Below are 24,597 nucleotides of genomic sequence, written 5' to 3'. Positions count from 1 at the left end.
GACACCGGCGAGCGGCGCGGTGTCAGCCGCAGCCCGCGCGCGTCCGGGGCCGCTCAGCCGCCGGCGGCCAGGAACTGGGTCGCCGCCAGCTCCGCGTACAGCGGATCGGCGGTCACCAGCTCCCGGTGCGTGCCGACCGCGCGGACGCGCCCCGCGTCCATCACCACGATCCGGTCGGCCATCGTCACCGTGGACAGCCGGTGGGCGACGACCAGCACCGTGGTCGTGCGGGCCACGTCGGCCACGGTGTCGCGCAGCGCCGCCTCGTTGACCGCGTCCAGCTGCGAGGTCGCCTCGTCGAGCAGCAGCAGACGGGGACGCCGCAGCAGGGCCCGGGCGATGGCCACCCGCTGACGCTCACCGCCCGACAACCTGGTGCCCCGGTGCCCGACCAGGGTGTCGAGCCCGTTCGGCAGCCGGGCGACCAGACCGTCGAGGCGGGTCGTCTTCACCACCGCGGCGAGGGCACCGTCGTCCGCCTCCGGGTTGCCCAGCAGCAGGTTGTCCCGCAGCGAGCCGGACAGCACCGGGGCGTCCTGCTCCACGTATCCGATCGCCGCCCGCAGCGAGGCGAGCTCCCAGTCCGCAAGGTTCCGTCCGTCCAGCGTGATCTCCCCCGAGCCTGGATCGTAGAACCGCTCGACGAGGGAGAAGACGGTGGTCTTGCCCGCGCCGGACGGTCCGACGAACGCCGTCATGCCCCGGGCCGGCACGTCGAAGGTCACCCCGTGGTGGATGTACGGCAGGTCGTCGGCGTAACGGAAGCGGACGTCCTGGAAGGCCACCGCGGCCGGTTCCGCACCCGGGGACGGCAGCGGGGCGGGCCGGACCGGCGGCTCCGCGGGCAGCCGCAGCGCGTCCTGGATGCGCGCGAGCGCCGCCTTGCCCGTCTGGTACTGCGTGACGGCGCCGACGACCTGCTGTATCGGCGACATCAGGTAGAAGACGAACAGCAGGAACGCGACGAGCGTGCCGACGTCGATCGCCTCCGTCGCGACCCGCGCCCCGCCCACCGCGAGCACCGTGATGAAGGCGATCTGCATCGCCAGTCCGGCCGTGTTGCCCGCGGCTGCCGACCACTTGGCGGCGCGCACGCTCTGCCGCCACGACTCCTCGGCGGCCGCGTGCAGCGCCCGCTCCTCCCGGGGTTCGGCGCCGGACGCCTTCACCGTGCGCAGCGCGCCGAGGATCCGCTCCAGAGCGGCACCCATCACGCCCACCGCGTCCTGCGCCTGCCGGCTCGCCCGGTTGATGGGCGGCACGATCAGACCCAGGACCGCCCCCGCCCCCAGCACCACCGCCAGCGTCACCCCGAGAAGCACCGGGTCGACCAGGCCCATCATCACCAGCGTCGCCACCAGCGTGAGCCCACCGGTGCCGAGGCCGACGAGTGAGTCGGTGGTGACCTCGCGCAGCAGCGTCGTGTCGGAGGTGATCCGGGCCATCAGGTCACCCGGCTCGGTGCGGTCCACGGCCGTGATGCGCAGCCGCAGCAGATACGACGACAGGGAGCGCCGCGCGCCGAGCACCACCGACTCGGCGGTGCGCCGCAACACGTACGAACCCAGTCCGCCGAGCGCGGCGTTGGCGACCACGAGGCCCGACATGGCCAGCAGCGCGCCCGCGATAGTGCGGTCGTGCGACAGGTCGTCGATCAGCTCCCGCGCCACCAACGGCAGCATCAGCCCGGTGGCTCCCGTGGCCAGCGACAGCAGGGCGCCCGCCAACAGGGTGCGGCGGTGCGGCCGTACGTATGTCAGGAGCAGTCGCCAGGCGGGGGGACCGGTCTCCGTCTCTGCGGTGCTCACGGCACTCCTTCGGCAGGTGGGCGGACGACTCAGGCTACGCCGGGGCCCCTGCGGCACAGTGCGCCGGTTCGCGGGCGGGAACCCGGCGCACCCGCCATACCGCCTGTCACCTGCCCTTTGCCGATCGGTTGCGCGTAGGGTCGTCAGGAACGCTGAACGGCCGAAGAAGGAGTCAGGACCATGGCGCAGGAAGTACGCGGCGTGATCGCACCGGGCAAGGACGAGCCCGTGCGGATCGAGACGATCGTCGTGCCCGATCCCGGACCGGGAGAGGCCGTGGTCAGTGTCCAGGCCTGTGGGGTGTGCCACACCGACCTGCACTACAAGCAGGGCGGCATCAGCGACGACTTCCCCTTCCTGCTGGGCCACGAGGCCGCGGGCGTGGTCGAGTCGGTCGGCGCCGGCGTCACCGACGTCGCTCCCGGTGACTTCGTGATCCTCAACTGGCGCGCGGTGTGCGGCAAGTGCCGGGCCTGCCTGCGCGGCCGGCCCTGGTACTGCTTCGACACCCACAACGCCGAGCAGAAGATGACCCTCGCCTCGACCGGGCAGGAGCTCTCCCCGGCCCTGGGCATCGGCGCCTTCGCCGAGAAGACGCTGGTCGCCGCCGGACAGTGCACCAAGGTCGACCCGGCCGTCTCCGCACAGGTGGCAGGCCTGCTGGGCTGCGGGGTGATGGCCGGCATCGGCGCCGCGATCAACACCGGGAACGTCGGCCGCGGCGACACCGTCGCCGTCATCGGCTGCGGTGGCGTCGGTGACGCGGCGATCGCCGGTTCCCACCTGGCCGGGGCCGCGAAGGTCATCGCCGTGGACATCGACGACCGCAAGCTGGAGACCGCCCGGGGCATGGGCGCCACCCACACCGTCAACTCCCGCGAGAACGACCCCGTCGAGGCGATCCGCGAGCTGACCGGCGGTTTCGGCGCCGACGTCGTCATCGAGGCGGTCGGCCGCCCGGAGACGTACCGGCAGGCGTTCTACGCCCGCGACCTGGCCGGCACCGTCGTCCTGGTCGGCGTACCGACGCCCGAGATGAAGCTGGAACTGCCGCTGCTGGACGTCTTCGGGCGCGGCGGCTCGCTGAAGTCGTCCTGGTACGGCGACTGCCTGCCCTCCCGCGACTTCCCGATGCTCATCGACCTCCACCTCCAGGGCCGCCTGGACCTGGGCAAGTTCGTCACGGAGACCATCCAGCTGGACGAGGTCGAGAAGGCCTTCGAGCGGATGCACTCCGGTGACGTGCTGCGTTCGGTGGTGGTGCTGTGATGACCGCCCGCATCGAACGCCTCGTCACCTCCGGCCGGTTCAGCCTCGACGGCGGCACCTGGGACGTCGACAACAACGTGTGGCTCGTCGGCGACGACCACGAGGTGATCGTCATCGACGCCGCCCACGACGCCGACGCGATCGCCGAGGCCGTCGGCGACCGCCGGCTCACCGCCATCGTGTGCACCCACGCCCACAACGACCACGTGAACGCCGCGCCCGCCCTGGCCGAGCGCACCGGCGCCGTCATCTGGCTGCACCGCGACGACCTGCCGCTGTGGCGGCAGACCCATCCCGACCGGGACCCCGACGCCTGGCTGAGGGACGACCTCATCATCGAGGCCGCCGGAGCCGACCTGACCGTCCTGCACACCCCGGGGCACGCGCCCGGCGCGGTCTGCCTGTACGACCCGGGGCTCGGCGCCGTCTTCACCGGCGACACCCTCTTCCAGGGCGGACCCGGCGCCACCGGCCGTTCCTACTCCGACTTCCCGACCATCATCGACTCGATCCGCGACCGGCTGCTGGTCCTCCCGCCCGAGACGAAGGTCCACACGGGCCACGGCGAGGCGACCACCATCGGCGCCGAGGCCCCGCACCTGGACGAGTGGATCAAGCGAGGGCACTGACCCTCCGCACGAGACACACGTAAGCAACGACGGGTGAAGCGGACACACGTAGACGGGACGCACGTAAAGAGAACACGCGCCAAAAGCTGACAGAAGATGTCCGGCTTCCCGGGCACTCTCGATCACGACATCGCTCGTGCGGGACAAGGAACGGGAGCCGGACATGGCAGGGTCACTGACAGCCTCACTGGAGAAGCCGCTGGCGGACAGGGTCGCACTGGTCGCCGGGGCGACCCGGGGCGCCGGGCGCGGCATCGCCGTCGAACTGGGCGCGGCCGGCGCCACCGTCTACGTCACCGGCCGCAGCACCCGCGCCCGGCGCTCGGAGTACGACCGCCCCGAGACCATCGAGGACACCGCGGACCTGGTGACCGAGGCCGGCGGCCACGGCATCGCCGTACCCGCCGACCACCTCGACGCGGCACAGGTCGCCGCGCTCGTCGACCGCGTCGCCCGCGAACAGGCCCGCCTCGACGTTCTGGTCAACGACATCTGGGGCGGCGAGAACCTCTTCGAATGGGACAGCCCCGTCTGGGAGCACGACCTGGACAAGGGCCTCAGACTCCTGCGGCTCGCGGTCGAGACCCACGCCGTCACCAGTCACCACGCCCTGCCGCTGCTGCTGCGCCGCCCCGGCGGGCTGGTCGTCGAGGTCACCGACGGCACCGACGACTACAACCGCGACCACTACCGCAACTCGTTCTTCTACGACCTCGCCAAGACCTCCGTCCTGCGCATGGCCTTCGCCCTCGGCCACGAGCTGGGACCGCGCGGCGCCACGGCCGTCGCGCTGACCCCGGGCTGGCTCCGCTCGGAGATGATGCTCGACCACTTCGGCGTACGCGAGGACAACTGGCGCGACGCCCTCGACCGCGTCCCGCACTTCGCCATCTCCGAGACACCGCGCTACGCCGGCCGCGCCGTCACGGCCCTGGCCGCCGACCCTGACGTGACCCGCTTCAACGGCCGGTCCCTCTCCAGCGGCGGTCTCGCCCGGGAGTACGGCTTCACGGACCTCGACGGCAGCCGCCCGGACGCCTGGCGCTACATCGTCGAGGTCCAGGACGCGGACGGGCCGGCCGACGTCACCGGTTACCGCTGACGGGCGGCAGCGGCCCGCGTGTAAGGCCGTGAGCCGGGCCCCGACGGACACGGACACCCGTCGAGGAGCGCACCGGGCTGCCCGTCGTCGAGAACGACACCGCCGCCTTCGTGGAGGCCGAGACCTGGTTCGGGGCGGGACGTGGCCTGGACCGGTTCGTCGTCCTCACCATCGGCGCCGGCGTCGGGTACGGACTGGTGCTCGGCGGCAAGCGGGTGCCGTACTCGGGGGACGAGGACCGCGGTTTCGGCCGCCACTGGATTCTCGACCCGTACGGTCCGCTCCCCCCGACGGCCGGCGCGGCAGCGCCGTCTCGCTGCTGACCATTCCCAACATCCGCTATCAGGTCCGGGCCGCCACCGGCCGCGACCTGGGCTACGAGGAGATCCTCGCGTCCGCCGCCGCCGGGGAACCCATGCCCGCGCGGGTCGTGGAGGAGGCGGGAAGGGCCCTGGGCACCCTGGTGGCGCAGATCGCCAATCTCGTGATGCCGCAGAAGGTCCCGCTCGCGGGGGAGGGGGGTGGGACTCATGGACGTGGCCGGAAAAGTGGTGGAGAACACCATCCGCGACAACCGGCATCCGCGGGCCGCGCCGGTCGGGCTGAAGACCAGGGTGTCCGACTTCCACGACTGGGCGCGCGGTGCCGCGGTGTTGGCGATCCAGGTGCTGGTACTGGGAGGGGCGCAGGTGTGAAGGGGCGGGCCGTGTGCGCCAGAACACAAGTGGTGTGAACGAACTCGCTGGTAGGCCTTGACAGATGAGGAGTTCGACGTGATCAGCAACACGGTCCGGTATGTCCGGTTGGCTCGCCATTACTCACATCGTCTTCACGCCGGGCGCCGTATGCTTCACAGCATGTCCACCACTGTTGAACCCTCCTCCGAGCGATCGGCTGCCGAGGTCAACGAGGAGATCCGGGCCCTGTGGCTCCGGTCGGGCGGGACACTGAGCGTCGAGCAGCGCGCGGAGTACCAGCGGCTCGTCATGGAGTGGGCCACCGCGGCCCCCGAGTCCGTGAAGGCCGCCTGACCGGCGCCTGAAGGCTCCTCGGCGTATCGGAGCCCCGGCCCCGGACATCCCCACGGGATGGGTGCCCTTCTCGCACTGACCTCGGCGGTCTGCCACGGCGTCGTCATCACGCCACCTTCCTCGGCGAGGTCGGCGGACCCGTGCTCGCCTGCGTGGCCTTCCTCCTCGTGACCATGAGCACCGTCACACGTGTCGTGCTCTCCTCCTGTGCGGCGTAGCCCGTCCTCGGGGGACCGGACAGTCCGGGCGCCGTCGCGGTGGTGGTCACGGTGCTGCTGACGCCGGGCTGAGACCAGGTGGGTTCCGGCCAAGGCAGGGGCAGAGGCTCCCGGCGCCCCGGCCGCACCGGACTGTCGACTCAGCGCCATGTCGTCGAGTAGCGCCGTTGGTAGGCCCTGCGGTCCTGTTCGGCGCGGATCCACCGGGTGGCCACCAGAGCGACCAGGCTGCCGGCGACGACGAGCATGCCGGGGCCGACGTTGCGCCGGTCGGTGAGACGGGAGAGCAGGCTCGAGCCGCTGACGCCCGTCACGGGAGCCGCGGCCCCCGGTGCCGCGGTGCCCGGCGCGGACCCACTGTCCCTGTCCTCGCCCTCGCCCTCGTTCCTGTCCCCGCCTCCGGCGGCGGCCGGTGACGAGGGCGCGGCCCCCGGCCCCGTCCCCTCCGGCGCCGCGACGAGCAGCCGCACACCGAGCGACTCCATGGCCTCCGGCAGCGGCTGGAAGAACGTCGTACCCCCCTTGGCGCAGTCGCCGCTGCCGCCCGAGGTCAGGCCCAGGGCGATGCCCTCGGAGAACATCGGGCCCCCACTGTCCCCGGGTTCGGCGCACACGTCGGTCTGGACGAGACCGGTGACCGTGCCCTCCGGATAGTTCACGGTCGCGTCGAGCGCGGTCACCCGGCCGTCGCGCAGCCCGCTGGTGCTGCCGCTGCGGAACACCCGCTGCCCGACGGCCGGTTCACCGGCACCCGTGATCCGCACCCCCTTGCCGCCGCCGACCGCCACCACGTCGGCGCCGTCGCCTGCCCCGCCGTTCGCGTACGCCACCAGAGAGAAGTCGTCCCCGGGGAAGCTGACGGCGACCGTCCTGGCCACCTGCCGGTCGCCGTCGCCGCCTTCGCTGCCGCCGTCGCCGAACCAGACGGACCCCGTCGGCCCGCAGTGGCCGGCGGTGAGGATGAAGTCGCGCTGTCCGTCGGTCACGTTGAAGCCCGCAGAGCAGCGCCCCGCCGTGGACAGGATCGGCTCCGCTCCGTTCAGGCGGGTCGTGAACGTGCCCCGGGTGTGCTCCATGCGGACGAAGCCGCCGATGCGCTCCGCGACGCCCGCCAGCCGGGACCAGTCGGATCCGGAGACCGTGCTGTCACCGCGTACCACCACCTCGTTCGACGGGTAGTCGAGGGCCCACGCCGTACCGGGCACACGGGGCGCCGAACGCAGTGTCGACGTCGCGGACTTCAGCTCGGACATGCTGTGCCGCACGACCTGCGCCTCGGCACCGGCCCGGCGCACCTCCTCGGCCGTGCCCTCGTCGGTGACCGCGACGACCGGCTGCCCGTCGGAGCCGACCCAGTGGCCCGCCGTACGGGAGGTGCCCAGCCGTGTCACGAGACCGGCGCCGGTGCCGGACGGCGTCTGCGCCAACGTGTGCGGCACGGCCCCCACCTCCGGGGGCTCGCTCGCCACGGCCCGGGTGACCATCGTCGCCCCGAGCAGGAGTCCACCGACGGCCGCCAGCCGTGCCGTTCGCCGGACGATGCGTCGTCGTGCGTGCCTCATGCGTGCGCTCCCGAACCCGGACATGCGGCGTCGCCACCGCGGGGGCATCCGGACGTCGGGCACCCTCCTCCCGTACGCAGGCGGGCCCGCCACCGTTCACCGGGGCGGCGGCCCGGTCGGGCCACGGGGGCGGGGCTTCGCGGACGCCCGGCTCGTCGGAGGCGACGCGGCGCGCCGATGCCCCGTTCCCCGACCGCACCGCGGCCCTTATCTTGTGCCCCATGACCAGCATCCCCCAGGACCAGCCCCGTGAACCGAACCCCCTGCACGCGCTCACCCTGGACCAGCTGCGCCGCCGGACGAGTATGAAGTGGCGGACCTACCCCGCGGACGTGCTGCCGCTGTGGGTGGCCGAGATGGACGTGCCGCTCGCCGAGCCCGTCGTGCGCGCCGTCACCGACGCCATGGAACTCGGGGACACCGGCTACCCCGTCGGCACCGCCTACGCCGAGGCCCTGGCCGTGTTCGCCGGCAAACGGTGGGGCTGGGACGACCTCGCCGTGGAACGCACCGCGATCGTGCCCGACGTGATGCTGGGCGTGGTCGAGATGCTCAAACTGGTCACCGGGCCCGGCGACCCGGTGATCGTCAACCCGCCGGTGTACCCGCCGTTCTACCAGTTCGTCGGCCACATGGACCGGCGCGTCGTCGAAGCGCCGCTCGGCGCGGAGCTGCGGATCGATGTCGGGGCGCTGGAGGAGGCGTTCCGGCGGGCCGTCGCCGACGGTGGGCGGGCCGCCTACCTGCTGTGCAGCCCGCACAACCCCACCGGAACCGTACACACCGCCGAGGAGCTGGCCGCCGTCGCCGCCCTCGCGGAGCGGTACGGCGTCAGGGTCGTCACCGACGAGATCCACGCGCCGGTCGTCACGGCGGGCGCGCGGTTCGTGCCCTACCTGAGCGTGCCCGGCGCCGAGCGCGGCCTCTCGCTGATGTCGGCGTCCAAGGGCTGGAACCTGGCCGGCCTCAAGGCGGCGCTCGCCCTCGCCGGACCCGGCGCCGCAACCGACCTGGCGCGGCTGCCCGAGGAGGTCGGCCACGGACCCAGCCACGTCGGCGTCCTCGCCCACACCGCCGCCCTGCGCGACGGCACCGCCTGGCTGGACGCCGTGCTGGCAGGCCTCGACGAGAACCGGCGGCTGCTCAGCGACCTGCTGGCCGAGCACCTGCCGGGGGTCGTCCACCGTCCCGGGGAGGCGACCTACCTCGCCTGGCTCGACTGCCGAGCGCTGGGCCTCGGCGACGACCCGGCGGAGGTCTTCCTCAGCCGCGGCCGGGTGGCTCTCAGCTCCGGCGTCCCCTTCGGCAGCGGCGGGGCGGGGCACGTGCGTCTCAACCTGGCGACTTCGCCCGAGGTGCTCACCGAGGCGGTGCGGAGGATGACGGCGGCTCTGGAGTGAGGATGACGGCGGCTCCGATGTGCGGGTGACGGCGGCTTTGGCGTGGAGCGAGGGCGCGGCTCCGTCCGATCGCGGTGCGCGCGCTCCGTCCGATCGCGGTGCGCGCGCTCCGTCCGATCGCGGTGCGCGCGCTCCGTCCGATCGCGGTGCGCGCGCTCCGCCCGACCGCGGTGCGCGTGCCCCGGTCGGACGGGGCGAAGGCGGTAGTCGCTCAGCCGACTCGATCCCGACGGCAGGCCCTAAACTTCCGGACCATGGACGACTCGTCACTGGCCCGGCTCGGCGCCGGCAAGTACCTGCTGGTCACCACCTACCGGAAGAACGGCACTCCGGTCGCCACCCCTGTGTGGGTCATACGGGACGGAGACACGCTCGGCGTCTGGACGGCGGCCGACTCCTGGAAGGTCCGGCGCGTCCGCAACCGCGCAGACGTGCTGGTCGGCCCCTGCGACCTGCGTGGCAAGCCGACCGGCGAACAGGTCCCCGCGACCGCGGAGATCTGCGACCCGGCCACCACCGGCCGCTATCGCCGGCTGATCGCCCGCAAGTACGGCATCGTCGGCCGGCTCACCCTGCTCGGCAGCCGGCTGCGCAGGCGCCTGGACGGCACCGTGGGCATCCGGATCACGCTCACGTCCTGAACGGCCGCTTCGCCCATGGGCCGACGGAGCACACCTGGGAAAATCGACCGGCGTTCAGGTCCAGGCCCGGTACGGTTCGTCGACCAGCTGGAAGACCGGCTGGCCCCGTACCGGATCCTTGGCCGTGGACAGCCGTACCCGGTCCCCGCTGTGGATGCCGATGAGCGGGCCCATGACCCGGCCGCGCAGCACGAAGCCCTCGGCCATCTCGATCAGGGACACGTTGCGCGCGGCGGGGGTGTTGCGGTGCACCACCGTGGCGTGCCGCACCGTGCCCGTGCCTTCGCTGCGCTCCGTCCGCAGGTCGCTGCCGCGACAGACCGGGCACAGCACCCGGTGGTACATGGTCGTGCCGCACCAGGTGCAGCGCTGGAAGAAGACGGCCTCGGTGTCCGGGGCCTGAGAGGACCGGGGGGATTGGACGAACTGGGGGGACTTGGGGGCCTTGGGATCGAGCACGCCCGTCGCGGAGCCCGCCGCCTGCTGAGCGACGTTTCCTGAGTGGTGGTACACGCTGGTCAACTCCCTGCACTCGGGCCGGAATCCGCGTGCGCGGTCACCGGGCACGCGTGTGCGCGGCTCGCCGTGCCTCCGTGCACGCCCCACAGCGTATGGCACTCAGTGCCACGCGTAAAGGCACTCGGTACCCTCGGTTCGGCTCTCCGTGGAGGTGTGCCGGTGCTTCCGCGGGGGGAGCGGCCGGTCAGTCGCGGGCGAACGCGGTCTCGACCTCCCGTACGACCTGCCACAGGGGCGTTCCCCGCCGCGAGACCACGACCACCACGTCCTCGGGCCCTTCGGGCAGAGGCGGCACGGGAAGGCCGCCGAACGTCGACTGCGCGTACCCCAGCGCGTGGTCCACCGCGGCACCCACGTCGTCCTGCCCCTTTGAACGCAGCCAGGACCGCAGGGCGTTGTTGTGCGCGGCGACCACGGCGGCCGCGATCACATCGGCGCGCATGCTCCCGTCCCGCCTTCCGCCCAGGCGCCCGCGCAGGTACTGGGCGAGGGCGCGCTCGTAGCGCCACACCACCGAGAGCTCGTAGGCGCGCAGCCCCGGGACCTTCTTGGTGAGGTCGTAGCGCTGCACCGAGAAGGCCGGGTTCTCGGCGTACAGGCGCACCACGAGCCGAGCCGCGTCGCAGACCCGCCGCACCGGGTCGGCGTCCTCGGGGGAGGAGTCCAGGAAGGCCTTCATGTCGGCCAGGCACCGCTCGTGATCGGGGAAGACCACGTCCTCCTTGGAGGGGAAGTAACGGAAGAACGACCGCCGTCCGACACCGGCGAGCGCGACGATGTCGTCCACGGTCGTCTGTTCGTAGCCCCGCTCCAGGAACAGCCGGAAGGCCGCCGCGACCAGCGCCTCCCGCATCGGCGGCCGGGCACCCGCCGTGTCCGACCCGTCCCCGCGGCGGGGCGCCGCACTGCTGGAGCTCATGAAGGGGAACGTAGCAGTTCACCGGACGTTGGTGACACTCAGTGCAGTGATCAGAGGGAACTCAGTTCCCTTGAGGTCGAGGTGAAGCGGTCGCATACGATCACTTCCGGTCAGCACCGAGGAGTCCCGCATGGCATCCGCCCGCCCCCGCATCCTGTACGTCACCGACCTGGCCTACGAGGCCCGCGGTCGGCGCTACTGCGACGAGGACATCTTCCTCACCTCCCGGCTGCGCGAGGACTTCGATCTGGCCCTGTGTCATCCCGGCGACGCCGCCGCGCTGCTGGAAGCCTTCGACGCCGTCGTCGTCCGCAACAGCGGTCCCGTGCTGGGCCACCAGGCCGCCTACGACGCCTTTCGCCTGCGTGCGGCCGAGTGCGGTACCCGCGTCTACAACCAGCTCACCGGCCGGGCGGACATGGCCGGCAAGCAGTACCTCCTCGAACTGACCGAGGCGGGCTTTCCGGTCATCCCCACCATCGACCGGCCGGAGGACCTGCACCGGCTGCCCCGGGCCGACGAGTACGTCGTCAAGCCCAGGCTCGGCGCGGACTCGACAGGTCTTCGGTTCGTGCCCGCGGACCGCGTCCGGGAAGCAGTGGGCGGTGACGCCGGGGACGTCCTCGTCCAGCCTCGGGTCGACTTCGCCTATGAGGTCTCCTTCTACTTCGTCGACCAGTACTTCCAGTACGCCCTGTACGCGCCGGATCCCGACCGGCGCTGGCGGCTCGAGCCGTACGACGCCACCCCGCAGGACCTCGACTTCGCTCGGCGGTTCATCGAGTGGAACGACATCGTCCACGGCATCCAGCGCGTCGACGCCTGCCGGGCGCCCGGAGGTGAGCTGCTCCTGGTCGAGCTGGAGGACCTCAATCCCTACCTGTCGCTGGACGCCCTCGACGAGGCGGGCCGGGACTCCTTCGTCACCGCCCTGCGGACGGCCCTGTGGCGCCTGCTGACGGCGTGACCCCGCCCGCGGGCGTGCCTAGCATGGCCGGTATGGACGTGTTTCTCGACCGGCTCGACCCGGACATGTGCGTGGTGACGGCCGCGGCGGACGGGAAACGCGCGGGCTGTCTGGTGGGCTTTTCCTCACAGTGCTCCCTCGACCCCGTGCGGTTCGTCGTCTGGCTCTCCGAGGTCAACCGGACCTTCCGGGTGGCCCGGGCCGCCGACGTCCTGGCCGTCCATCTGCTCGCCCGCGACCGGCGCGGGACGGCCGAGGTCTTCGGCGGGCAGACCGGTGACCGGGTGGACAAGTTCCAGCGCGTCCGCTGGCGTGAGGGGTACGGCGGGGCGGTCGTACTGGAGGACGCCGAGGCGTGGTTCGTCGGCCGTGTCGTCGAACGGGCCGTCGGGGGCGATCACGTCGGTTTCGTCCTCGACCCGGTCGAATGGGGCGGGCGAGAGGCGTCCGGCGGACCGCTGCTGCGGCTCTCCGACGCCAGCACCATCCCGCCCGGCCATCCGGTGGACTGACCCCCGCGCGCACGGCGACAGGCCTCGGGCATCGGGACCCCCGGTCCCGGGCGGACGGTCAGGCCGGGCGCGGCGCCGGTCAGCAGCCCTGGGTCCCGCCCCGGTCAGCAGCCCTCAGCCCCGGTCAGCAGTGCCCGGCGCCCGTCAGCAGCGCCCCGCTCGACCAGTGCCTCGGTGACCGCCCGTACGCTGCGCGCGATGGTGCTGCAACTGCAGAACCTCCGCCGCGTAGAGCTTGATGGTGTGGTCGATGACCGATTCGGGCAGGCCGAGCCGGGGCAGATCCGCCCGGGAGGTCTGCAGTGCGGTGCGGGCCACCCGGATCTCGTGCTGTACCTGGATGTCCGCCTGGCGGGCGAGCAGCACGGGGTGGCGGATCAGCGCCTGGTAACCCGCGTAGCGGGCGGGCACCAGCTCGCGCAGCCACCTGACCGCCGAGCGCTCCCAGTCGTAGCTGTCGGGTGCCTTGACCCGGCAGGGCCAGTCCGGGCCGATGCGCGTGACCGCCGCCGGCTCCTGCCCGCTCCGGCGTATCGGGCATCGCCTGCGCGAGCGCCCTGCGGCGGTCCCGGTCGTCCCTGGACCGGAGCCGCCCCATCAGTCGCCCCACCCGTCGACGCCGCACCCCGGAGGCGATGATCATGCCCATGACGACGGGATGCTCGCGCAGGTGCGGACGCGCTCCGGCGTGGCCGGGTCGCGATCCGTTACTGCGCGATGCGCCGTTGTCCGGGGGAGAGGGAATCGGTGTCCGCGTCCGTGGGGGGATAGCACCGGCCGGTACGGGAACCCGCTGCCACGGAAGCGACAACCTCCAAAGAACAGGGCACCACAGCACCACGAAACACAGCACCACGAAACACAGCACCCATAGAACACAAGCACGGACGAGGAGTCCCCGTCATGACCGTCCCGGAAGAGAACCGGCCGAAGACCGACACCACCGACAACGTTCTCGAGCAGCGTGACGAGGACGCGTCCCGCCCGCCCGGTGCCACCGGTCGGACCATGCGCGAGGCCCTGGAGGAGGCGCACGTCCGCCCCGACGACTACGACGAGGAATGACCGCACGACAGCCGGTCGACCAGGTGAGTCGCGGTTGCGGTTTCTGACCCGGCGGCCGTGGATCACGGCCGGCTGACCGGCACCGCCCCCTCCGGCACCACGAGGTCGGCGCGGTCCCGGGTCGCGGCGACCAGGTCGGCGTTGCGCTGGTCGCTACCGAGTGCCCAGGCGACCGCGTCCTCGGGGGACTTGCCGAACCGCTCGTGCCGCGCCACCAGCCGGCGGATCCGCTCGGTCTGGGCCGGCTCGCAGAACCACACCTCGTCCAGCCGAGCGCGCACCCGCGCCCACGCGCCGGTCTCCAGCAGCAGGTAGTTGCCCTCCGTCACGACCAGCCGGGCCGAGGGCCGCACCGGCACGGCCCCGGCGATCGGCTGCTCCAGCTCCCGCTCGAAGCCGGGCGCGTACACGGTGTCGCCCTCCACGTCCTCGCCGTCCGCCTCCCCGCGCAGCCGGCGCAGCAGTGCCGCGTACCCGGCCGCGTCAAAGGTGTCGGGCGCGCCCTTGCGGTCCCGGCGGCCGAGCCGGTCCAGTTCGGCGTCGGCGAGGTGGAAGCCGTCCATGGGGACATGCGCGACCCACGGCTCCCCGGGGCCGTTCAGCTCCCGCACCAGATGCCCGGCGAGCGTCGACTTCCCGGCGCCGGGGCTCCCGGCGATGCCGAGGATCGCGCGCCGCCCGCCCCGCGGGAGAGAGCGGGCGCGGGTGAGGAGGTCGTCGAAAGTCAGCGGCACACCGCAGAGTGTGTCACCTGATCGGATCCGCCCCGGCGGGGAACTGTGTCGGGTATGACCACGCAGCTCGGACTTCCCGACGACATCCAGGCCTGTCTCTTCGACCTCGACGGGGTCGTCACCAGGACGGCGGTAGTACACGCCGCCGCCTGGAAGGAGACGTTCGACGCCTTCCTGCGCGAGCGGGACGGCGCGGACTTCCGCCCCTTCACCGACTCCGACTACGACGAGTACGTCGACGGCCGCCCCCGCGCCGACGGCGTCCGCTCCTTCCTCGCCTCCCGCGGCGTCGAACTGCCGGATGGAGACCCGGACGACCCGCCGGACGCGCGGACCGTCAACGGCGTCGGCAACCGCAAGAACGAACTGCTCCTGAAGAAGATCCGCACCGACGGCGTGGAGCCGTACGAGGGCACGCTGCGCTATATCGACGCGGTCCGCACCGCGGGCCTCGCCACCGCCATCGTCTCCTCCAGCGCCAACACGCGGGACGTGCTGCGCTCCATCGACGCCGAGGGCCTGTTCGACGTACGGATCGACGGAGTGGTGGCCCGGGAACGGAAACTGCCGGGCAAACCACGGCCCGACACCTTCCTGGCCGCCGCCCGCGACCTCGGTGTCGAGCCGTCCCGCGCCGCCGTCTTCGAGGACGCGCTGGCCGGCATGGACGCGGGACGCTCCGGGCACTTCGGTTACGTCGTCGGCGTCGACCGCGTCGGCCAGACCGACGCCCTCTACGCCCACGGGGCCGACCGCGTCGTCAAGGACCTCGCCGAACTGGGAGGCCGGGCGTGATCACCAACCGGACGTACGCCGTCGAACCCTGGTCCGTGCGCGAGACGGCCCTCAACCTCGGCCTCCTCGCCCAGAGCGAGTCCGTCTTCGCCCTCTCCAACGGGCACATCGGCTGGCGCGGCAACCTCGACGAGGGCGAACCGCACGGCCTGCCCGGCAGCTACCTCAACGGGGTCCACGAACTCCACCCGCTGCCGTACGCCGAAGCGGGCTACGGCTACCCCGAGTCCGGCCAGACCGTCATCAACGTCACCAACGGCAAGCTGCTGCGGCTGCTCGTCGACGACGAGCCCTTCGACCTGCGCTACGGGCGGCTCACCCAGCACGAACGCACCCTGGACCTGCGGCGCGGCGTACTGGAGCGGACCTGCGAGTGGACCTCCCCGGCGGGGACGACCGTCCGGGTGCGCTCCACCCGGCTGGTCTCCCTCACCCAGCGGGCCATCGCCGCCGTGGAGTACGAGGTGGAGCCCGTCGACAGCCGGACCCGGGTGGTCATCCAGTCGGAGCTCGTCACCAACGAGAGCCTGCCCGAACCCGACGGCGACCCCCGTACGGCCAAGGCGCTGCGGTCGCCGCTGGAGCCCGAGGAGGACCTGGCCATCGGGTCCCGGCTGCGGCTGGTCCACCGGACGCGACGCAGTGGGCTCAGGGTCGCCGTGGCCGCCGACCACGTCGTCGACACCTCCGGAGAGATCACCACCAGCAGCGAGAGCAACACGGACGTGGCCCGCCTGACCATCACCTCCGTGCTGGAGCCGGGACAGCGGCTGCGGGTGCAGAAGACGGTCGCCCACGGCTGGTCGGGCGCCCGCTCCCGGCCCGCGATGAGCGACCAGGTCGAGGCGGCACTCGCCGCCGCCGCGCACGGCGGCTGGGACGGCCTGGTGGCGGAGCAGCGTGCCTACCTCGACGACTTCTGGGCCCGGGCGGACGTCGAGGTGCACGGCGACGAGGAGATCCAGCAGGCCGTCCGCTTCGCTCTCTTCCACGTCCTGCAGGCCGGGGCGCGTGCCGAACAGCGGGCGATCCCGGCCAAGGGACTGACCGGCTCCGGCTACGACGGCCACGCGTTCTGGGACACCGAGATGTTCGTGCTGCCCGTGCTGACCTACACCGAGCCCAAGGCCGTCGCCGAGGCGCTGCGCTGGCGCCGGGACACCCTGCCCGCCGCCCGGGACCGTGCCACCCAGCTCGGGCTGCGCGGCGCCGCGTTCCCGTGGCGGACCATCGACGGCTCCGAGGGGTCCGCGTACTGGCCGGCCGGCACGGCCGCCTTCCACGTGGCCGCCGACATCGCGCACGCCGCGGTGCGGTACACCGCGGCGACCGGCGACACCGACTTCGAACGAGACACCGCCCTGGAACTCCTGGTGGAGACGGCCCGCCTGTGGCGCTCGCTGGGCCACCACGACCACCACGGCGTCTTCCACATCGACGGCGTCACCGGCCCGGACGAGTACAGCGCCATCGCCTACGACAACACCTACACCAACCTCATGGCGCGGTCGAACCTGCTCGCCGCGGCCGACGTGTGCGAACGCCACCCGGACGAGGCGGCCCGCCTCGGCGTCGACGACGAGGAGAGCGCCGCCTGGCGGGACGCCGCCGAGTCCGTGCACATCCCGTACAACGACGAGATCGGCGTCCACGAACAGCACTCGGGCTTCACCCGCCACCAACGCTGGGACTTCGCCCGCACCGCCGCCGACCAGTACCCGCTGATGCTGCACTTCCCCTACTTCGACCTCTACCGCAAGCAGGTGATCAAGCAGTCCGACCTGGTACTGGCGATGTACACCTGCGGCAGCTGGTTCGACGCCCACTGCGACGAGGACCAGATCGCCCGCAACTTCGCCTACTACGAGCCGCTGACCGTACGGGACTCCTCCCTGTCCGCGTGCTGCCAGGCCGTCGTAGCCGCCCAGACCGGGCATCTGCGCCTGGCCTACGACTACGCCGCCGAGGCCGCCCTGATGGACCTGGCGGACCTGGAGCACAACACCCGCGACGGCCTGCACATCGCCTCGCTCGCCGGTACGTGGATGGCGCTGGTCGCCGGGTTCGGCGGCACCCGCCGGGACGGCGACAACCTCCGGTTCGCGCCACGCCTGCCCGAGAAGTTCAGCCGCCTCGCCTTCCGGCTCCAGTTCCGCGGCCGGTGCCTGCGCGTGGAGATCGGCGCCGACAGCGCGACGTACACGCTGCTGAGCGGCTCCCCCCTGACGATCCACCACCACGGGAGCGCGCTGACCGTGAACGGGGACGGCCCCGTCACCCGCGCCGTGCCCGCACCCGAACGGCGCCCCACCCCCGAACAGCCCCCGCACCGCCGCCCCAACGTCCGCTGACCCGCCGGACACGGGTGAGAACGGGGCTGGAACGAGGCGGCTCGAGTGGCCGAGTTCCATCCTGCGTATCCGTGGCAGGCGAGTTAGTTTGACCTTGGTTTCCCGGTTTTCGGGCTCCCGCCACCGGCGGCAGGAGGTGAGACGAGCGGCCCCGCGACGAGCGGGGGTGAGGGGTGCACGATGGCCGACGGCAGGAACGCCATGCTGGCCGGCAGACGGCGGGCCGAGGCGGCGTCGTCGTCCGGCACCCCCCGGCGCCTCGGCGGCGACGCCCTGCTCGCGGCGGTGGCCGCCGTCTTCACCGTGGTCCAACTGGCATTCGTCCACCCGTGGATGGGGCTCGGCTGGGACGAGATCGTCTACACCAGCCAGGTCACCACCCACCACCCCGCCGCCTTCTTCAGCGCACCGCGCTCCCGCGGTGTCTCGCTGCTGGTGGCGCCTGTCGCGTCCTGGTCGTCCTCCACCGAACTGCTGCGCGTCTACCTCGCCGTACTGTCCGGCGTCGGGCTGTACCTCGCTCTGCGGGCCTGGAAGGGCCTGTTCCCGGCCCGCGTCCTGGCCACGGCCGGCGCGTTCTTCGCCACCCTGTGGGTGACCCTCTTCTACGGTCCGCAGGCCATGCCCAACTACTGGGTCGGGATCGGCGCCCTGATCTGCGTGGGCTGCTTCCTGCGCGTCTGGCAGGGGCCGGCCGGCCGGGCCGCGCTGTGGGGCGTGGTGGCCGGGGCCGCACTGATGACGTGGATGCGGCCCACCGACGCCGTGTGGGTGACCGTCCCCCTGCTGGTCCTCGTCCTCGTCCGCCGCCACTGGCTCCTGCTGCTCGCCCTCGCGGGCGGTATGGCGGCCGGGGGAGTGGAGTGGGTGATCGAGGCGTACGGCTGGTACGGCGGTCTCGGGGAGCGGATCTCGAGGGCCTCCGAGATCCAGGGCGGCCTCGGCTGGAACGTCGCCGTCGACGACCAGATGCGCAGCCTCGGCGGACGGGGCCTGTGCCGCCCGTGCACCGGATCCATGCCACACCCGGTGGTCACCGCGTGGTGGATCGCCCTCCCGGCCGTCGCCGTCCTCGGGGTCGTCGTCGCGGCCCGGGCCCGGCGTACCGCCCGTACACTGATCCCGTTCGCGTGCGCCGTGACGGCGGCGCTGCCGTACCTGTTCATGATCGGGTACGCGGCTCCGCGCTTCCTGCAGCCCGCCTACGCCCTGCTCGCCATCCCGGTCGCCGACGCGCTGTGGCACCTGGCCAGGACGGAGCGCGCCCGGTGGCGCCCGGTGGCCGCGTCCCTCGTCGCGCTCGCGCTGACCGGGCATCTGGCGGTGCAGCTCGCCGTGCTCGAGGGCACCGTGGACCGCAACGTCGCAAGCCGTGAGGACTGGGCCCACGTCGCCGACGAACTGCACCGGCTCGGCGTCAGCCCGCCCTGCCTGGTCACCGGGCACGAGTCCATCCCGATCGGTTACTACACCGGCTGCTCCTCCGGCTCCACCAGCGGCAACAACGAGAACACCACCGCCGCCGAGATCATGGAGACCGCCCGCCGCATCCCGGTCGCCGCCGTCACCGGTCCGGGCGGGAAGCCGTCCGGCTACGCCCGCGACTGGACCCCGCACCGCATCACCGACCTGACCGTCCGCGTCGCACCGCGGGGATGAGGCTCCCGGGCCGGGAACCGGTTAGAGATCGCGTATCGGGAAACGCGAACCGGGCACCCGGACCACCGAGCCGACACAGCGCGAGAGGGAGGCAGCGATGGGCACGGACCCGATGGCCGACGACGCCTACCAGCCCACCGGAACCAACGAGGAGCAGGAGGACGCCGCGCCCCTCGACCTCCAGGACGCCGTCGACGAGCGGACCTACGACGACACGCTCGACGAGGGCTACTCCCCGCCGGAGAAGCCCCTCGGCGTGAACAAGCACGGCACCACCGCCGCCGAGCAGCACGACGGCGAGAGTCTCGACGAACGGCTGTCCCAGGAGACGCCCGACGTGTCCGCACCGGACGGGGACGGAGTGGGCGACAAGCCCGGAGGCGAGGGCGAGCCGGTCGATCCCGAGGCGGGCACCGACCGCTCCGGCCGGCTGGTAGCCCCCGACGAGGGCGTACGGACCGACACGACCAAGGAGACCGTCGCCGAGGACGTCGGCATCGACGGCGGAGCGGCGGGCGCCGAGGAGGCCGCCATGCACGTCGTCGAGGACGAGACGGCGCTGCCGGACCGGGAGACCGGCCAGTAGGGTCAGGGCCGGACCGGCCAGTGGGGTCCCGGCCGGACGGGCAAGTGGGGTCCCGGCCGGACGGGCAAGTGGGGTCCCGGCCGAGCGTGCTCACGCGTCACGTGGCCCGGGGCCGGTGCTCAGAGCACCGGCCCCGGGCCACGTGACGTCCGGGCCGCCCAGGTCAGGGCAGCAGCTTGTCGAGGGCGGCGGGGCCCTCCTCGTCCAGCTTGCGCCTGGCCCATTCGAGGTTCTTCGGGGTGACGTCCCGGCCGGCCGCGAGGACCAGGTCCTCCGGGGACACATGGGTGCCGTTGCGGGTGTGGAGCAGTTTGTCCGGAGTGGCGCGGTCGTCGCCCGCGCGGGCTTCGGACGGCCGGGAGGCATCGGGCTGTGACGTCGACATGATCAGTGCTCCTCGGATCCGGATCGCTGCTTCGGTGCCGTGCTGTTGTCGGTCCCGAATATCCCGATAACACCATTCAATGCGGAAGCCGCCCGCGCATCCGGAGGCCGACGCGTTCCGGGTCGCCCCCGCCACCCGCCGCGCCCCTTCTAGAACGCGGTGAGCGTCAGCCGGAACCCGGTGGGCGCCGTGTCCTGGATGTAGGAGGCGAAGTCCGCCACGTCGTCGAAGGCGAAACCGTACGCCCTGCCGTCCTCGGTGGCCGCGTGTACCGCCTTGGAGTAGTGGTTGGTCAGCGCGGTCCCGTAGAACGCCGAGGGATCGGTCGTCGGCTGGGCGGCCGAGGAGAGCAGCGTGGAGCGGTTGAACCCGGCTCCGAGGACAGCGGCGACGGGGCCGGTCGTGCCGTCGTTGGGGGCGGCGAGGGCGCCGTCGCAGAACAGTACGTCCCGGGTGGACGGCTTGGCGAAGGACACCTGGGCGGGCCCGTCGAAGGCCAGCCGGCCACCGCGCACCCGGCCGGTGAAGGTCCCGGCGTTGGTGGTGACCCTCAGGTCCTTCCCGGTGTAGGTGCTCCAGACCTCGTCGATGTACGGGGCGAGGTAGTCCTCGGGGAACAGGCCGGCGTCCAGGCCGTGCCCCGGGGCGATGATCCGGGTGTCGTCCACGACCAGGGGTGCGAACTCCTCGGTCCGACGCAGCGCGTCGAAGGCGGCAGCCCGTCCGCCGGTGCGCACGGTGCCCGTGGTCTGGTCCTTGGCGCCGGTCAGCCGGATGGCGAGTGGCACGCTGAACATGTCGACCATGGTGGTGTTGCAGAACATCCCGGCCGAGTTGTACGTGAACTCGGCGCAGTCGTGCAGCACCCCGTAGTTGGGGTCGGACTCGACCCAGCCCGCCGGGTACTGGAGCGCCGCGTCGCCGGCGCCGTCCGAGACCACCTTGAACTTCAGTTCAGCGCCGAGCGACACGTAGATCCGGCCGGAGAGGTGGGGCAGGTCGAGCCTGGTCCCGCCGCTGTCGGCGAGGTTGATCGCGTAGTCGGTGTAGCCGTCGGCGCCGTTGTCCGACAGGGCCACGGGTGCGACGGCACCGTCGGGGGTGACACGCACCTGCCGGCCGTCCTGGTTGCCGACGATGTAGACGTGGACGTCGGCGTTGCCGAAGGTGCCGGTGCCGTTGACGATCGTCAGCGGCAGGGTGCCCGCGGCCTTGGCCCCGGGGGCGGCCGGGGCGCCGTCCGAGCCGACGCCCGCGAGGGCGTGCGGTGCGACGACGGCGGCGACGGGTGCGGCCACGGCCGCTCCGCCGAGGGCAGCGAGCAGCTTGCGGCGGCCGAGTGGGCGCTGGTGGCGAGGAGTCATGTGGGGGGTCTCCAGGGTGATCGGGGCATGACAGTGAGAGGGCGGTGTTTGAGAGTGCCAGTGTTTGAGAGCGCTCTCACGATGTGGGCCGATGGTACGCAGAACGGATGGCCCGGCCAACCCTGCCCATGAGCCTCCCAACTCGTTGCCGCAGATGGGACTTGGGGTGTCCGGCGTCGCGCGGGGAAGGCTTAACCGCTGTTTAAGGCCCGTTTAACCCAGGCCCGTTCAACCAGGCCGCCCGAATCCGGGACCATGGTCCAGGGGGTCGTCCAGCGCGATAGCCCAGGGGGCGTCCGGGGCGGTAGTCCAGTGCGGTGATCCCCGCCGACAGTCCGTGCCGGAAAACCGGTGGCCGGACCCACGCGGCACTCTGTACCGTGTGGCCAACGCCCTGAGACCGACGGAAGGAGGCAGAGCCGTGCAGTTCACCTCACTCCCGCGCTCCCTCCCCGTTGCCCCGGCGTACCTCGACCGACCGGGAGCGCACCACGCATGACGCATCCCGGAGGAATCCGTGACCGATCTGGTCATCCGCGCGCTCGACGCGAGCGACGCCCATCTCTTCGACACCCTGCCCGACCCGCTGGGAGCCCGTGAGGGCCACCGGCTGACCCGCCACCGCCCCGACTGGCAACGGGTCGCCCTGCGCGACGGAACCGTCGTCGCCCGCGGCGCCTGGTGGGGCGGCCTCGACGACACCGAACCGGTCAACGTGAACTGGTTCGACGTCGCCGAGGGCGAGGAGGAGGCCGGAGCGGAACTCCTGCGCACCGCCCCCTGGCAGGTCGAACTCGAACTGAACCCGCCCGGCACCTGGCGGGAGGACCCCGCCCTGCGCGCCGCCACCGAGGCCCGCTTCACCGCGGCACGGGCCGCCGGCTACGACCTCCTGGTCGAACGCTTCCTGTACCGCTGGACGCCGGAGTGCGGCCTCCCCGAGCGGCCCGGCCGTCTGGACTTCCGTCCGGAGCCCGACGAGGCGGTGTTCTTCGACGCGCTGCGCCGCATCCACTCCGTCACCCTCGACGCCCATGCGCTGATGGACATCGAGGAGGGCGGGCTCGACCAGGCCGCACAGGCGGAGCTCGACTTCTTCCACTGGTGCCCGTCGCCGCGGGAGTGGTGGCAGGTGGCGTACACCCCGCGGGGCGAGCTCGCGGGCATCCACATCCCGGCGCACAACCCGTCCGGTCCGTGCGTCGGCTTCATCGGCGTCCTGCCGGAACACCGCGGACACGGGTACGCCTACGACCTCCTGGCCGAGTGCACCCACTTCCTGGTCGAGCGGGGCGCGGAGTTCGTCTCCGCCGCGACGGACCGGGGGAACCACCCCATGGCCGCCAACTTCGCCAAGGCCGGCTACCCGGTCGTGCGGGAACGAATCAACTTCCGCCCCGTATCGGCCGGTAGCCGGTAGCCGGTAGCCGGTAGCCGAGGCCCGAGGCCCGAGGCCCGAGGCCCGGGGCCCGGGACGCACCGGGCCGGGAGTTCTCCGGCCCGGTGTCGGTACCGGGTGACATGCTGTCCCGCACGGTGATCGGCGGTGCGGGCGGCGGAGGCGATGTGGGGTTCGAGGGCGAGACCTGGTACGTGCGCGCGGCGCCGGACGCGGGGGAGGGGGTGGAGGAGGCGGAGGCCGGTGCCGAGGTCGGGGAGATCCTGATCGACGAGGCCGACTTCCCCTGGCTGTCGGGCCGGTTCCGGGCCGGCCCGGCGTTCGACGCCGTCCAGGACCTCTTCGCCCGCGAGCTCGCCCTGGTCGAGCGGGACGACGAGGGGCACTGGGAGGAGTGGGAGACCGTCTACGCGGAGATCGAACGGCGCGTGCGACTGGTCTCTCCCGACGGTCCGGTCGCCGAGTTCCTGCTGCACATCGAGGGCGAGCGGGCCTGGTTCCGGTGGAGCGACGAGCCGTTCCAGCGGGAGCGGACCGGCGACTGACCATGCTCGCTACCGGCGGTTCAGCAGGGCCTCGGCCGCGGCGAGGACCTCGGTCACCCGCAGGCCGAACGCGGCGTCGCAGGCGTGCGGACGACCGCCCCCGGCGGAGGCGAGGAGCGCGCCCACGGCCCGCAGCAGAGCGGGCACCGGCCCCTCAGCGGTCTCCGGGAGGAGCGTCACACCGGCCCGGCCGCGCAGCTCCACGGTCGCACCCGCCGCGGCGGGTGGCGCCGTCAGGCTGAGCGTGAGAGTGCTGGAGGCACCGCCGGTGTGGTCGAGGACCAGATGCACGGTGTCCCCGGGGCCCGGCGCCGCCGCCACCACCCGCCGGGCGTCACCGAGGACCGGCAGCAGCACGGACAGGGCGTGCGGCCCTACGTCCCACAGGGCGCCCTTCTCCCGCCGCCACGGCGAGTGGGCGAACGGGCTGTCGCCGGTGAACACAGCGCCGAGCCACTGCGCCCGCGCCGTGAACCAGTCGTCCACGGCGGCCTGTTGAGTGATCCACGCCTCGGTCTCGGGCTGGAACCGCGCGGTGAAGAAGACGACAGAGGCGACGCCCGCCGCCCGCACCGCCTCGACCACCGCCCGCCCCTGCGGCACCGTCGCCGCCAGCGGCTTGTCGAGCAGCAGATGGCACCCGGCCCGCGCCGCGCGTACCGCCAACTCGGCCTGCACGGCCGGAGGCAGCGCGACCGCGACGGCCTCCACGTCCGCCAGCAGGGCGTCGACGTCGTCGTAGGCACGCGTGCCGTGCCGCTCCGCCAGCTCCTTGGCGGCGTCCGGGCGGCGCCCCCACACCCCCACGAAGTCCAGGCCGTCGTGCCGGCGCAGGGCGGGGGCGTGCGTCATGTCCGCCCAGGGACCGGTGCCGAGCAGTCCGATACGCATGCCGTCGCCTCTCCACGGTGCGGGACCCGATGCGGGGCCGCCGACGTTCCTCCATGACGACCGGCGTACGACAGCCCGGCCGGTGCCGAGCGTGTCACACCGACCGGGTCCCCGGGCAAGCCCCCGGGCCACCCGGGACGCGGCGCCATCACAAGCCCCGCCCGGCCCCCTCGGTCCGGCCCCTTTCCTCCGGCCCCGTTACCTTTCTCGTGGCCCCGCAATGGGGCGCCTGGCCCCCGGGTCCGG

The 24,597-nt window shown here is 72.6% G+C and carries 23 protein-coding genes and 2 pseudogenes; 16 read left to right on the top strand and 9 right to left on the bottom strand.

The features are described from left to right. Positions 1 to 53: 53 nt before the first annotated feature. Positions 54 to 1,808: an ABC transporter ATP-binding protein gene (locus ABEA26_RS16020; RefSeq protein ID WP_345592979.1), complete on the bottom strand. Its 1,755-nt coding sequence runs from the start codon at positions 1,806 to 1,808 to the stop codon at positions 54 to 56. 180 nt (positions 1,809 to 1,988) lie between these two features. Between ABEA26_RS16020 and ABEA26_RS16015 the strand changes: the two genes are divergently transcribed. The 5 genes and pseudogenes from ABEA26_RS16015 (at position 1,989) to ABEA26_RS15995 (ending at position 5,839) form a co-directional block, all read left to right on the top strand. After that, positions 1,989 to 3,077, top strand: coding sequence for an S-(hydroxymethyl)mycothiol dehydrogenase (locus ABEA26_RS16015; protein WP_345592978.1), 1,089 nt, complete (start codon positions 1,989 to 1,991; stop codon positions 3,075 to 3,077). Further along, on the top strand, positions 3,077 to 3,706 hold the full coding sequence (locus tag ABEA26_RS16010) for an MBL fold metallo-hydrolase (protein ID WP_345592977.1): 630 nt from the start codon (positions 3,077 to 3,079) through the stop codon (positions 3,704 to 3,706). Before ABEA26_RS16015 ends, ABEA26_RS16010 begins: the two co-directional genes overlap by 1 nt. A gap of 163 nt (positions 3,707 to 3,869) precedes the next feature. Beyond that, positions 3,870 to 4,808: an SDR family oxidoreductase gene (locus ABEA26_RS16005; protein WP_345592976.1), complete on the top strand. Its 939-nt coding sequence runs from the start codon at positions 3,870 to 3,872 to the stop codon at positions 4,806 to 4,808. Positions 4,809 to 4,867: 59 nt separating this feature from the next. After that, positions 4,868 to 5,503 (top strand): annotated as a pseudogene (locus ABEA26_RS16000) (ROK family protein); the annotation flags it as partial. A gap of 150 nt (positions 5,504 to 5,653) precedes the next feature. After that, the gene (locus ABEA26_RS15995; RefSeq protein WP_345592974.1) at positions 5,654 to 5,839 is read left to right on the top strand and encodes a hypothetical protein; all 186 of its coding nucleotides are present in this window, start codon (positions 5,654 to 5,656) and stop codon (positions 5,837 to 5,839) included. Between the two features lie 358 nt (positions 5,840 to 6,197). Here ABEA26_RS15995 and ABEA26_RS15990 read toward each other — a convergent pair whose 3' ends face one another. Continuing rightward, complete coding sequence (locus ABEA26_RS15990; RefSeq protein WP_345592972.1) at positions 6,198 to 7,619, bottom strand: S1 family peptidase; 1,422 nt, start codon at positions 7,617 to 7,619, stop codon at positions 6,198 to 6,200. Between the two features lie 221 nt (positions 7,620 to 7,840). Between ABEA26_RS15990 and ABEA26_RS15985 the strand changes: the two genes are divergently transcribed. Continuing rightward, on the top strand, positions 7,841 to 9,019 hold the full coding sequence (locus ABEA26_RS15985) for a MalY/PatB family protein (RefSeq protein ID WP_345592970.1): 1,179 nt from the start codon (positions 7,841 to 7,843) through the stop codon (positions 9,017 to 9,019). A 254-nt stretch (positions 9,020 to 9,273) separates the two neighbouring features. Next, positions 9,274 to 9,660 (top strand): PPOX class F420-dependent oxidoreductase, encoded by a 387-nt coding sequence (locus tag ABEA26_RS15980; RefSeq protein WP_345592969.1) that lies wholly within the window; start codon positions 9,274 to 9,276, stop codon positions 9,658 to 9,660. Positions 9,661 to 9,714: 54 nt separating this feature from the next. On the opposite strand, the gene ABEA26_RS15975 is transcribed toward ABEA26_RS15980, so the two are convergent. After that, positions 9,715 to 10,173, bottom strand: a complete 459-nt coding sequence (locus tag ABEA26_RS15975) for a Zn-ribbon domain-containing OB-fold protein (protein ID WP_345592968.1) — start codon at positions 10,171 to 10,173, stop codon at positions 9,715 to 9,717. Between the two features lie 190 nt (positions 10,174 to 10,363). Next, entirely contained in the window at positions 10,364 to 11,098 is a 735-nt protein-coding gene (locus ABEA26_RS15970) for a TetR family transcriptional regulator (protein WP_345592966.1), read from the bottom strand. 130 nt (positions 11,099 to 11,228) lie between these two features. Between ABEA26_RS15970 and ABEA26_RS15965 the strand changes: the two genes are divergently transcribed. After that, positions 11,229 to 12,065, top strand: a complete 837-nt coding sequence (locus ABEA26_RS15965) for an ATP-grasp domain-containing protein (RefSeq protein WP_345592964.1) — start codon at positions 11,229 to 11,231, stop codon at positions 12,063 to 12,065. Positions 12,066 to 12,088: 23 nt separating this feature from the next. Beyond that, the gene (locus tag ABEA26_RS15960) at positions 12,089 to 12,577 is read left to right on the top strand and encodes a flavin reductase family protein (RefSeq protein ID WP_345592963.1); all 489 of its coding nucleotides are present in this window, start codon (positions 12,089 to 12,091) and stop codon (positions 12,575 to 12,577) included. Between the two features lie 104 nt (positions 12,578 to 12,681). Here the strand turns inward: ABEA26_RS15960 and ABEA26_RS15955 are convergent. Beyond that, positions 12,682 to 13,111 (bottom strand): annotated as a pseudogene (locus tag ABEA26_RS15955) (hypothetical protein). A 369-nt stretch (positions 13,112 to 13,480) separates the two neighbouring features. Here ABEA26_RS15955 and ABEA26_RS15950 point away from each other — a divergent pair. Then, complete coding sequence (locus ABEA26_RS15950) at positions 13,481 to 13,642, top strand: hypothetical protein (protein ID WP_345592962.1); 162 nt, start codon at positions 13,481 to 13,483, stop codon at positions 13,640 to 13,642. A gap of 62 nt (positions 13,643 to 13,704) precedes the next feature. On the opposite strand, the gene ABEA26_RS15945 is transcribed toward ABEA26_RS15950, so the two are convergent. Next, positions 13,705 to 14,376, bottom strand: a complete 672-nt coding sequence (locus ABEA26_RS15945) for a nucleoside/nucleotide kinase family protein (RefSeq protein ID WP_345592961.1) — start codon at positions 14,374 to 14,376, stop codon at positions 13,705 to 13,707. A gap of 54 nt (positions 14,377 to 14,430) precedes the next feature. Between ABEA26_RS15945 and ABEA26_RS15940 the strand changes: the two genes are divergently transcribed. The 4 genes from ABEA26_RS15940 to ABEA26_RS15925 all read left to right on the top strand — a co-directional run bounded on the left by ABEA26_RS15940 (position 14,431) and on the right by ABEA26_RS15925 (position 19,767). Then, entirely contained in the window at positions 14,431 to 15,171 is a 741-nt protein-coding gene (locus ABEA26_RS15940; RefSeq protein WP_345592960.1) for a beta-phosphoglucomutase family hydrolase, read from the top strand. Continuing rightward, a complete protein-coding gene (locus tag ABEA26_RS15935) occupies positions 15,168 to 17,522 on the top strand; it encodes a glycoside hydrolase family 65 protein (RefSeq protein ID WP_345592958.1) in 2,355 nt (784 codons plus the stop codon). The genes ABEA26_RS15940 and ABEA26_RS15935 overlap by 4 nt, the downstream gene beginning before the upstream one ends. 180 nt (positions 17,523 to 17,702) lie before the next feature. Further along, entirely contained in the window at positions 17,703 to 19,181 is a 1,479-nt protein-coding gene (locus ABEA26_RS15930; protein ID WP_345592956.1) for a hypothetical protein, read from the top strand. Positions 19,182 to 19,278: 97 nt separating this feature from the next. Continuing rightward, positions 19,279 to 19,767 carry a DUF5709 domain-containing protein gene (locus tag ABEA26_RS15925; RefSeq protein WP_345592955.1) on the top strand — a complete coding sequence of 163 codons (489 nt, stop codon included), beginning with the start codon at positions 19,279 to 19,281 and terminating at the stop codon, positions 19,765 to 19,767. Between the two features lie 163 nt (positions 19,768 to 19,930). On the opposite strand, the gene ABEA26_RS15920 is transcribed toward ABEA26_RS15925, so the two are convergent. Both ABEA26_RS15920 and ABEA26_RS15915 read right to left on the bottom strand, forming a co-directional pair. Continuing rightward, complete coding sequence (locus tag ABEA26_RS15920) at positions 19,931 to 20,152, bottom strand: hypothetical protein (protein ID WP_345592953.1); 222 nt, start codon at positions 20,150 to 20,152, stop codon at positions 19,931 to 19,933. 149 nt (positions 20,153 to 20,301) lie between these two features. Continuing rightward, positions 20,302 to 21,516, bottom strand: a complete 1,215-nt coding sequence (locus ABEA26_RS15915; RefSeq protein ID WP_345592951.1) for a beta-1,3-glucanase family protein — start codon at positions 21,514 to 21,516, stop codon at positions 20,302 to 20,304. 517 nt (positions 21,517 to 22,033) lie between these two features. On the opposite strand from ABEA26_RS15915, the gene ABEA26_RS15910 reads away from it, so the two are divergent. Together ABEA26_RS15910 and ABEA26_RS15905 are read left to right on the top strand one after the other, a co-directional pair. Further along, positions 22,034 to 22,936 carry a GNAT family N-acetyltransferase gene (locus ABEA26_RS15910; RefSeq protein WP_345592949.1) on the top strand — a complete coding sequence of 301 codons (903 nt, stop codon included), beginning with the start codon at positions 22,034 to 22,036 and terminating at the stop codon, positions 22,934 to 22,936. 146 nt (positions 22,937 to 23,082) lie between these two features. Continuing rightward, on the top strand, positions 23,083 to 23,460 hold the full coding sequence (locus ABEA26_RS15905) for a hypothetical protein (RefSeq protein ID WP_345593000.1): 378 nt from the start codon (positions 23,083 to 23,085) through the stop codon (positions 23,458 to 23,460). Between the two features lie 9 nt (positions 23,461 to 23,469). Here the strand turns inward: ABEA26_RS15905 and ABEA26_RS15900 are convergent, their stop codons facing one another. After that, positions 23,470 to 24,351: a Gfo/Idh/MocA family protein gene (locus tag ABEA26_RS15900; RefSeq protein ID WP_345592947.1), complete on the bottom strand. Its 882-nt coding sequence runs from the start codon at positions 24,349 to 24,351 to the stop codon at positions 23,470 to 23,472. Positions 24,352 to 24,597 lie beyond the last annotated feature (246 nt).

Source organism: Streptomyces marokkonensis, assembly GCF_039539045.1.
Classification (GTDB): domain Bacteria; phylum Actinomycetota; class Actinomycetes; order Streptomycetales; family Streptomycetaceae; genus Streptomyces; species Streptomyces marokkonensis.
This window is presented reverse-complemented; position numbering and strand designations above follow the sequence as displayed.

Bases quoted from the DNA above. Each gene is read 5' to 3' on its own strand.
- ABEA26_RS15995 (WP_345592974.1), top strand. From the start codon at position 5,654: ATGCTTCACAGCATGTCCACCACTGTTGAACCCTCCTCCGAGCGATCG.
- ABEA26_RS15900 (WP_345592947.1), bottom strand. From the start codon at position 24,351: ATGCGTATCGGACTGCTCGGCACCGGTCCCTGGGCGGACATGACGCAC.
- ABEA26_RS15965 (WP_345592964.1), top strand. From the start codon at position 11,229: ATGGCATCCGCCCGCCCCCGCATCCTGTACGTCACCGACCTGGCCTAC.
- ABEA26_RS16015 (WP_345592978.1), top strand. From the start codon at position 1,989: ATGGCGCAGGAAGTACGCGGCGTGATCGCACCGGGCAAGGACGAGCCC.
- ABEA26_RS15950 (WP_345592962.1), top strand. From the start codon at position 13,481: ATGACCGTCCCGGAAGAGAACCGGCCGAAGACCGACACCACCGACAAC.
- ABEA26_RS15915 (WP_345592951.1), bottom strand. From the start codon at position 21,516: ATGACTCCTCGCCACCAGCGCCCACTCGGCCGCCGCAAGCTGCTCGCT.
- ABEA26_RS16010 (WP_345592977.1), top strand. From the start codon at position 3,077: ATGACCGCCCGCATCGAACGCCTCGTCACCTCCGGCCGGTTCAGCCTC.
- ABEA26_RS15930 (WP_345592956.1), top strand. From the start codon at position 17,703: ATGGCCGACGGCAGGAACGCCATGCTGGCCGGCAGACGGCGGGCCGAG.
- ABEA26_RS15960 (WP_345592963.1), top strand. From the start codon at position 12,089: ATGGCCGGTATGGACGTGTTTCTCGACCGGCTCGACCCGGACATGTGC.
- ABEA26_RS15940 (WP_345592960.1), top strand. From the start codon at position 14,431: ATGACCACGCAGCTCGGACTTCCCGACGACATCCAGGCCTGTCTCTTC.
- ABEA26_RS15985 (WP_345592970.1), top strand. From the start codon at position 7,841: ATGACCAGCATCCCCCAGGACCAGCCCCGTGAACCGAACCCCCTGCAC.
- ABEA26_RS16005 (WP_345592976.1), top strand. From the start codon at position 3,870: ATGGCAGGGTCACTGACAGCCTCACTGGAGAAGCCGCTGGCGGACAGG.
- ABEA26_RS15925 (WP_345592955.1), top strand. From the start codon at position 19,279: ATGGGCACGGACCCGATGGCCGACGACGCCTACCAGCCCACCGGAACC.
- ABEA26_RS15970 (WP_345592966.1), bottom strand. From the start codon at position 11,098: ATGAGCTCCAGCAGTGCGGCGCCCCGCCGCGGGGACGGGTCGGACACG.
- ABEA26_RS15990 (WP_345592972.1), bottom strand. From the start codon at position 7,619: ATGAGGCACGCACGACGACGCATCGTCCGGCGAACGGCACGGCTGGCG.
- ABEA26_RS15920 (WP_345592953.1), bottom strand. From the start codon at position 20,152: ATGTCGACGTCACAGCCCGATGCCTCCCGGCCGTCCGAAGCCCGCGCG.
- ABEA26_RS15980 (WP_345592969.1), top strand. From the start codon at position 9,274: ATGGACGACTCGTCACTGGCCCGGCTCGGCGCCGGCAAGTACCTGCTG.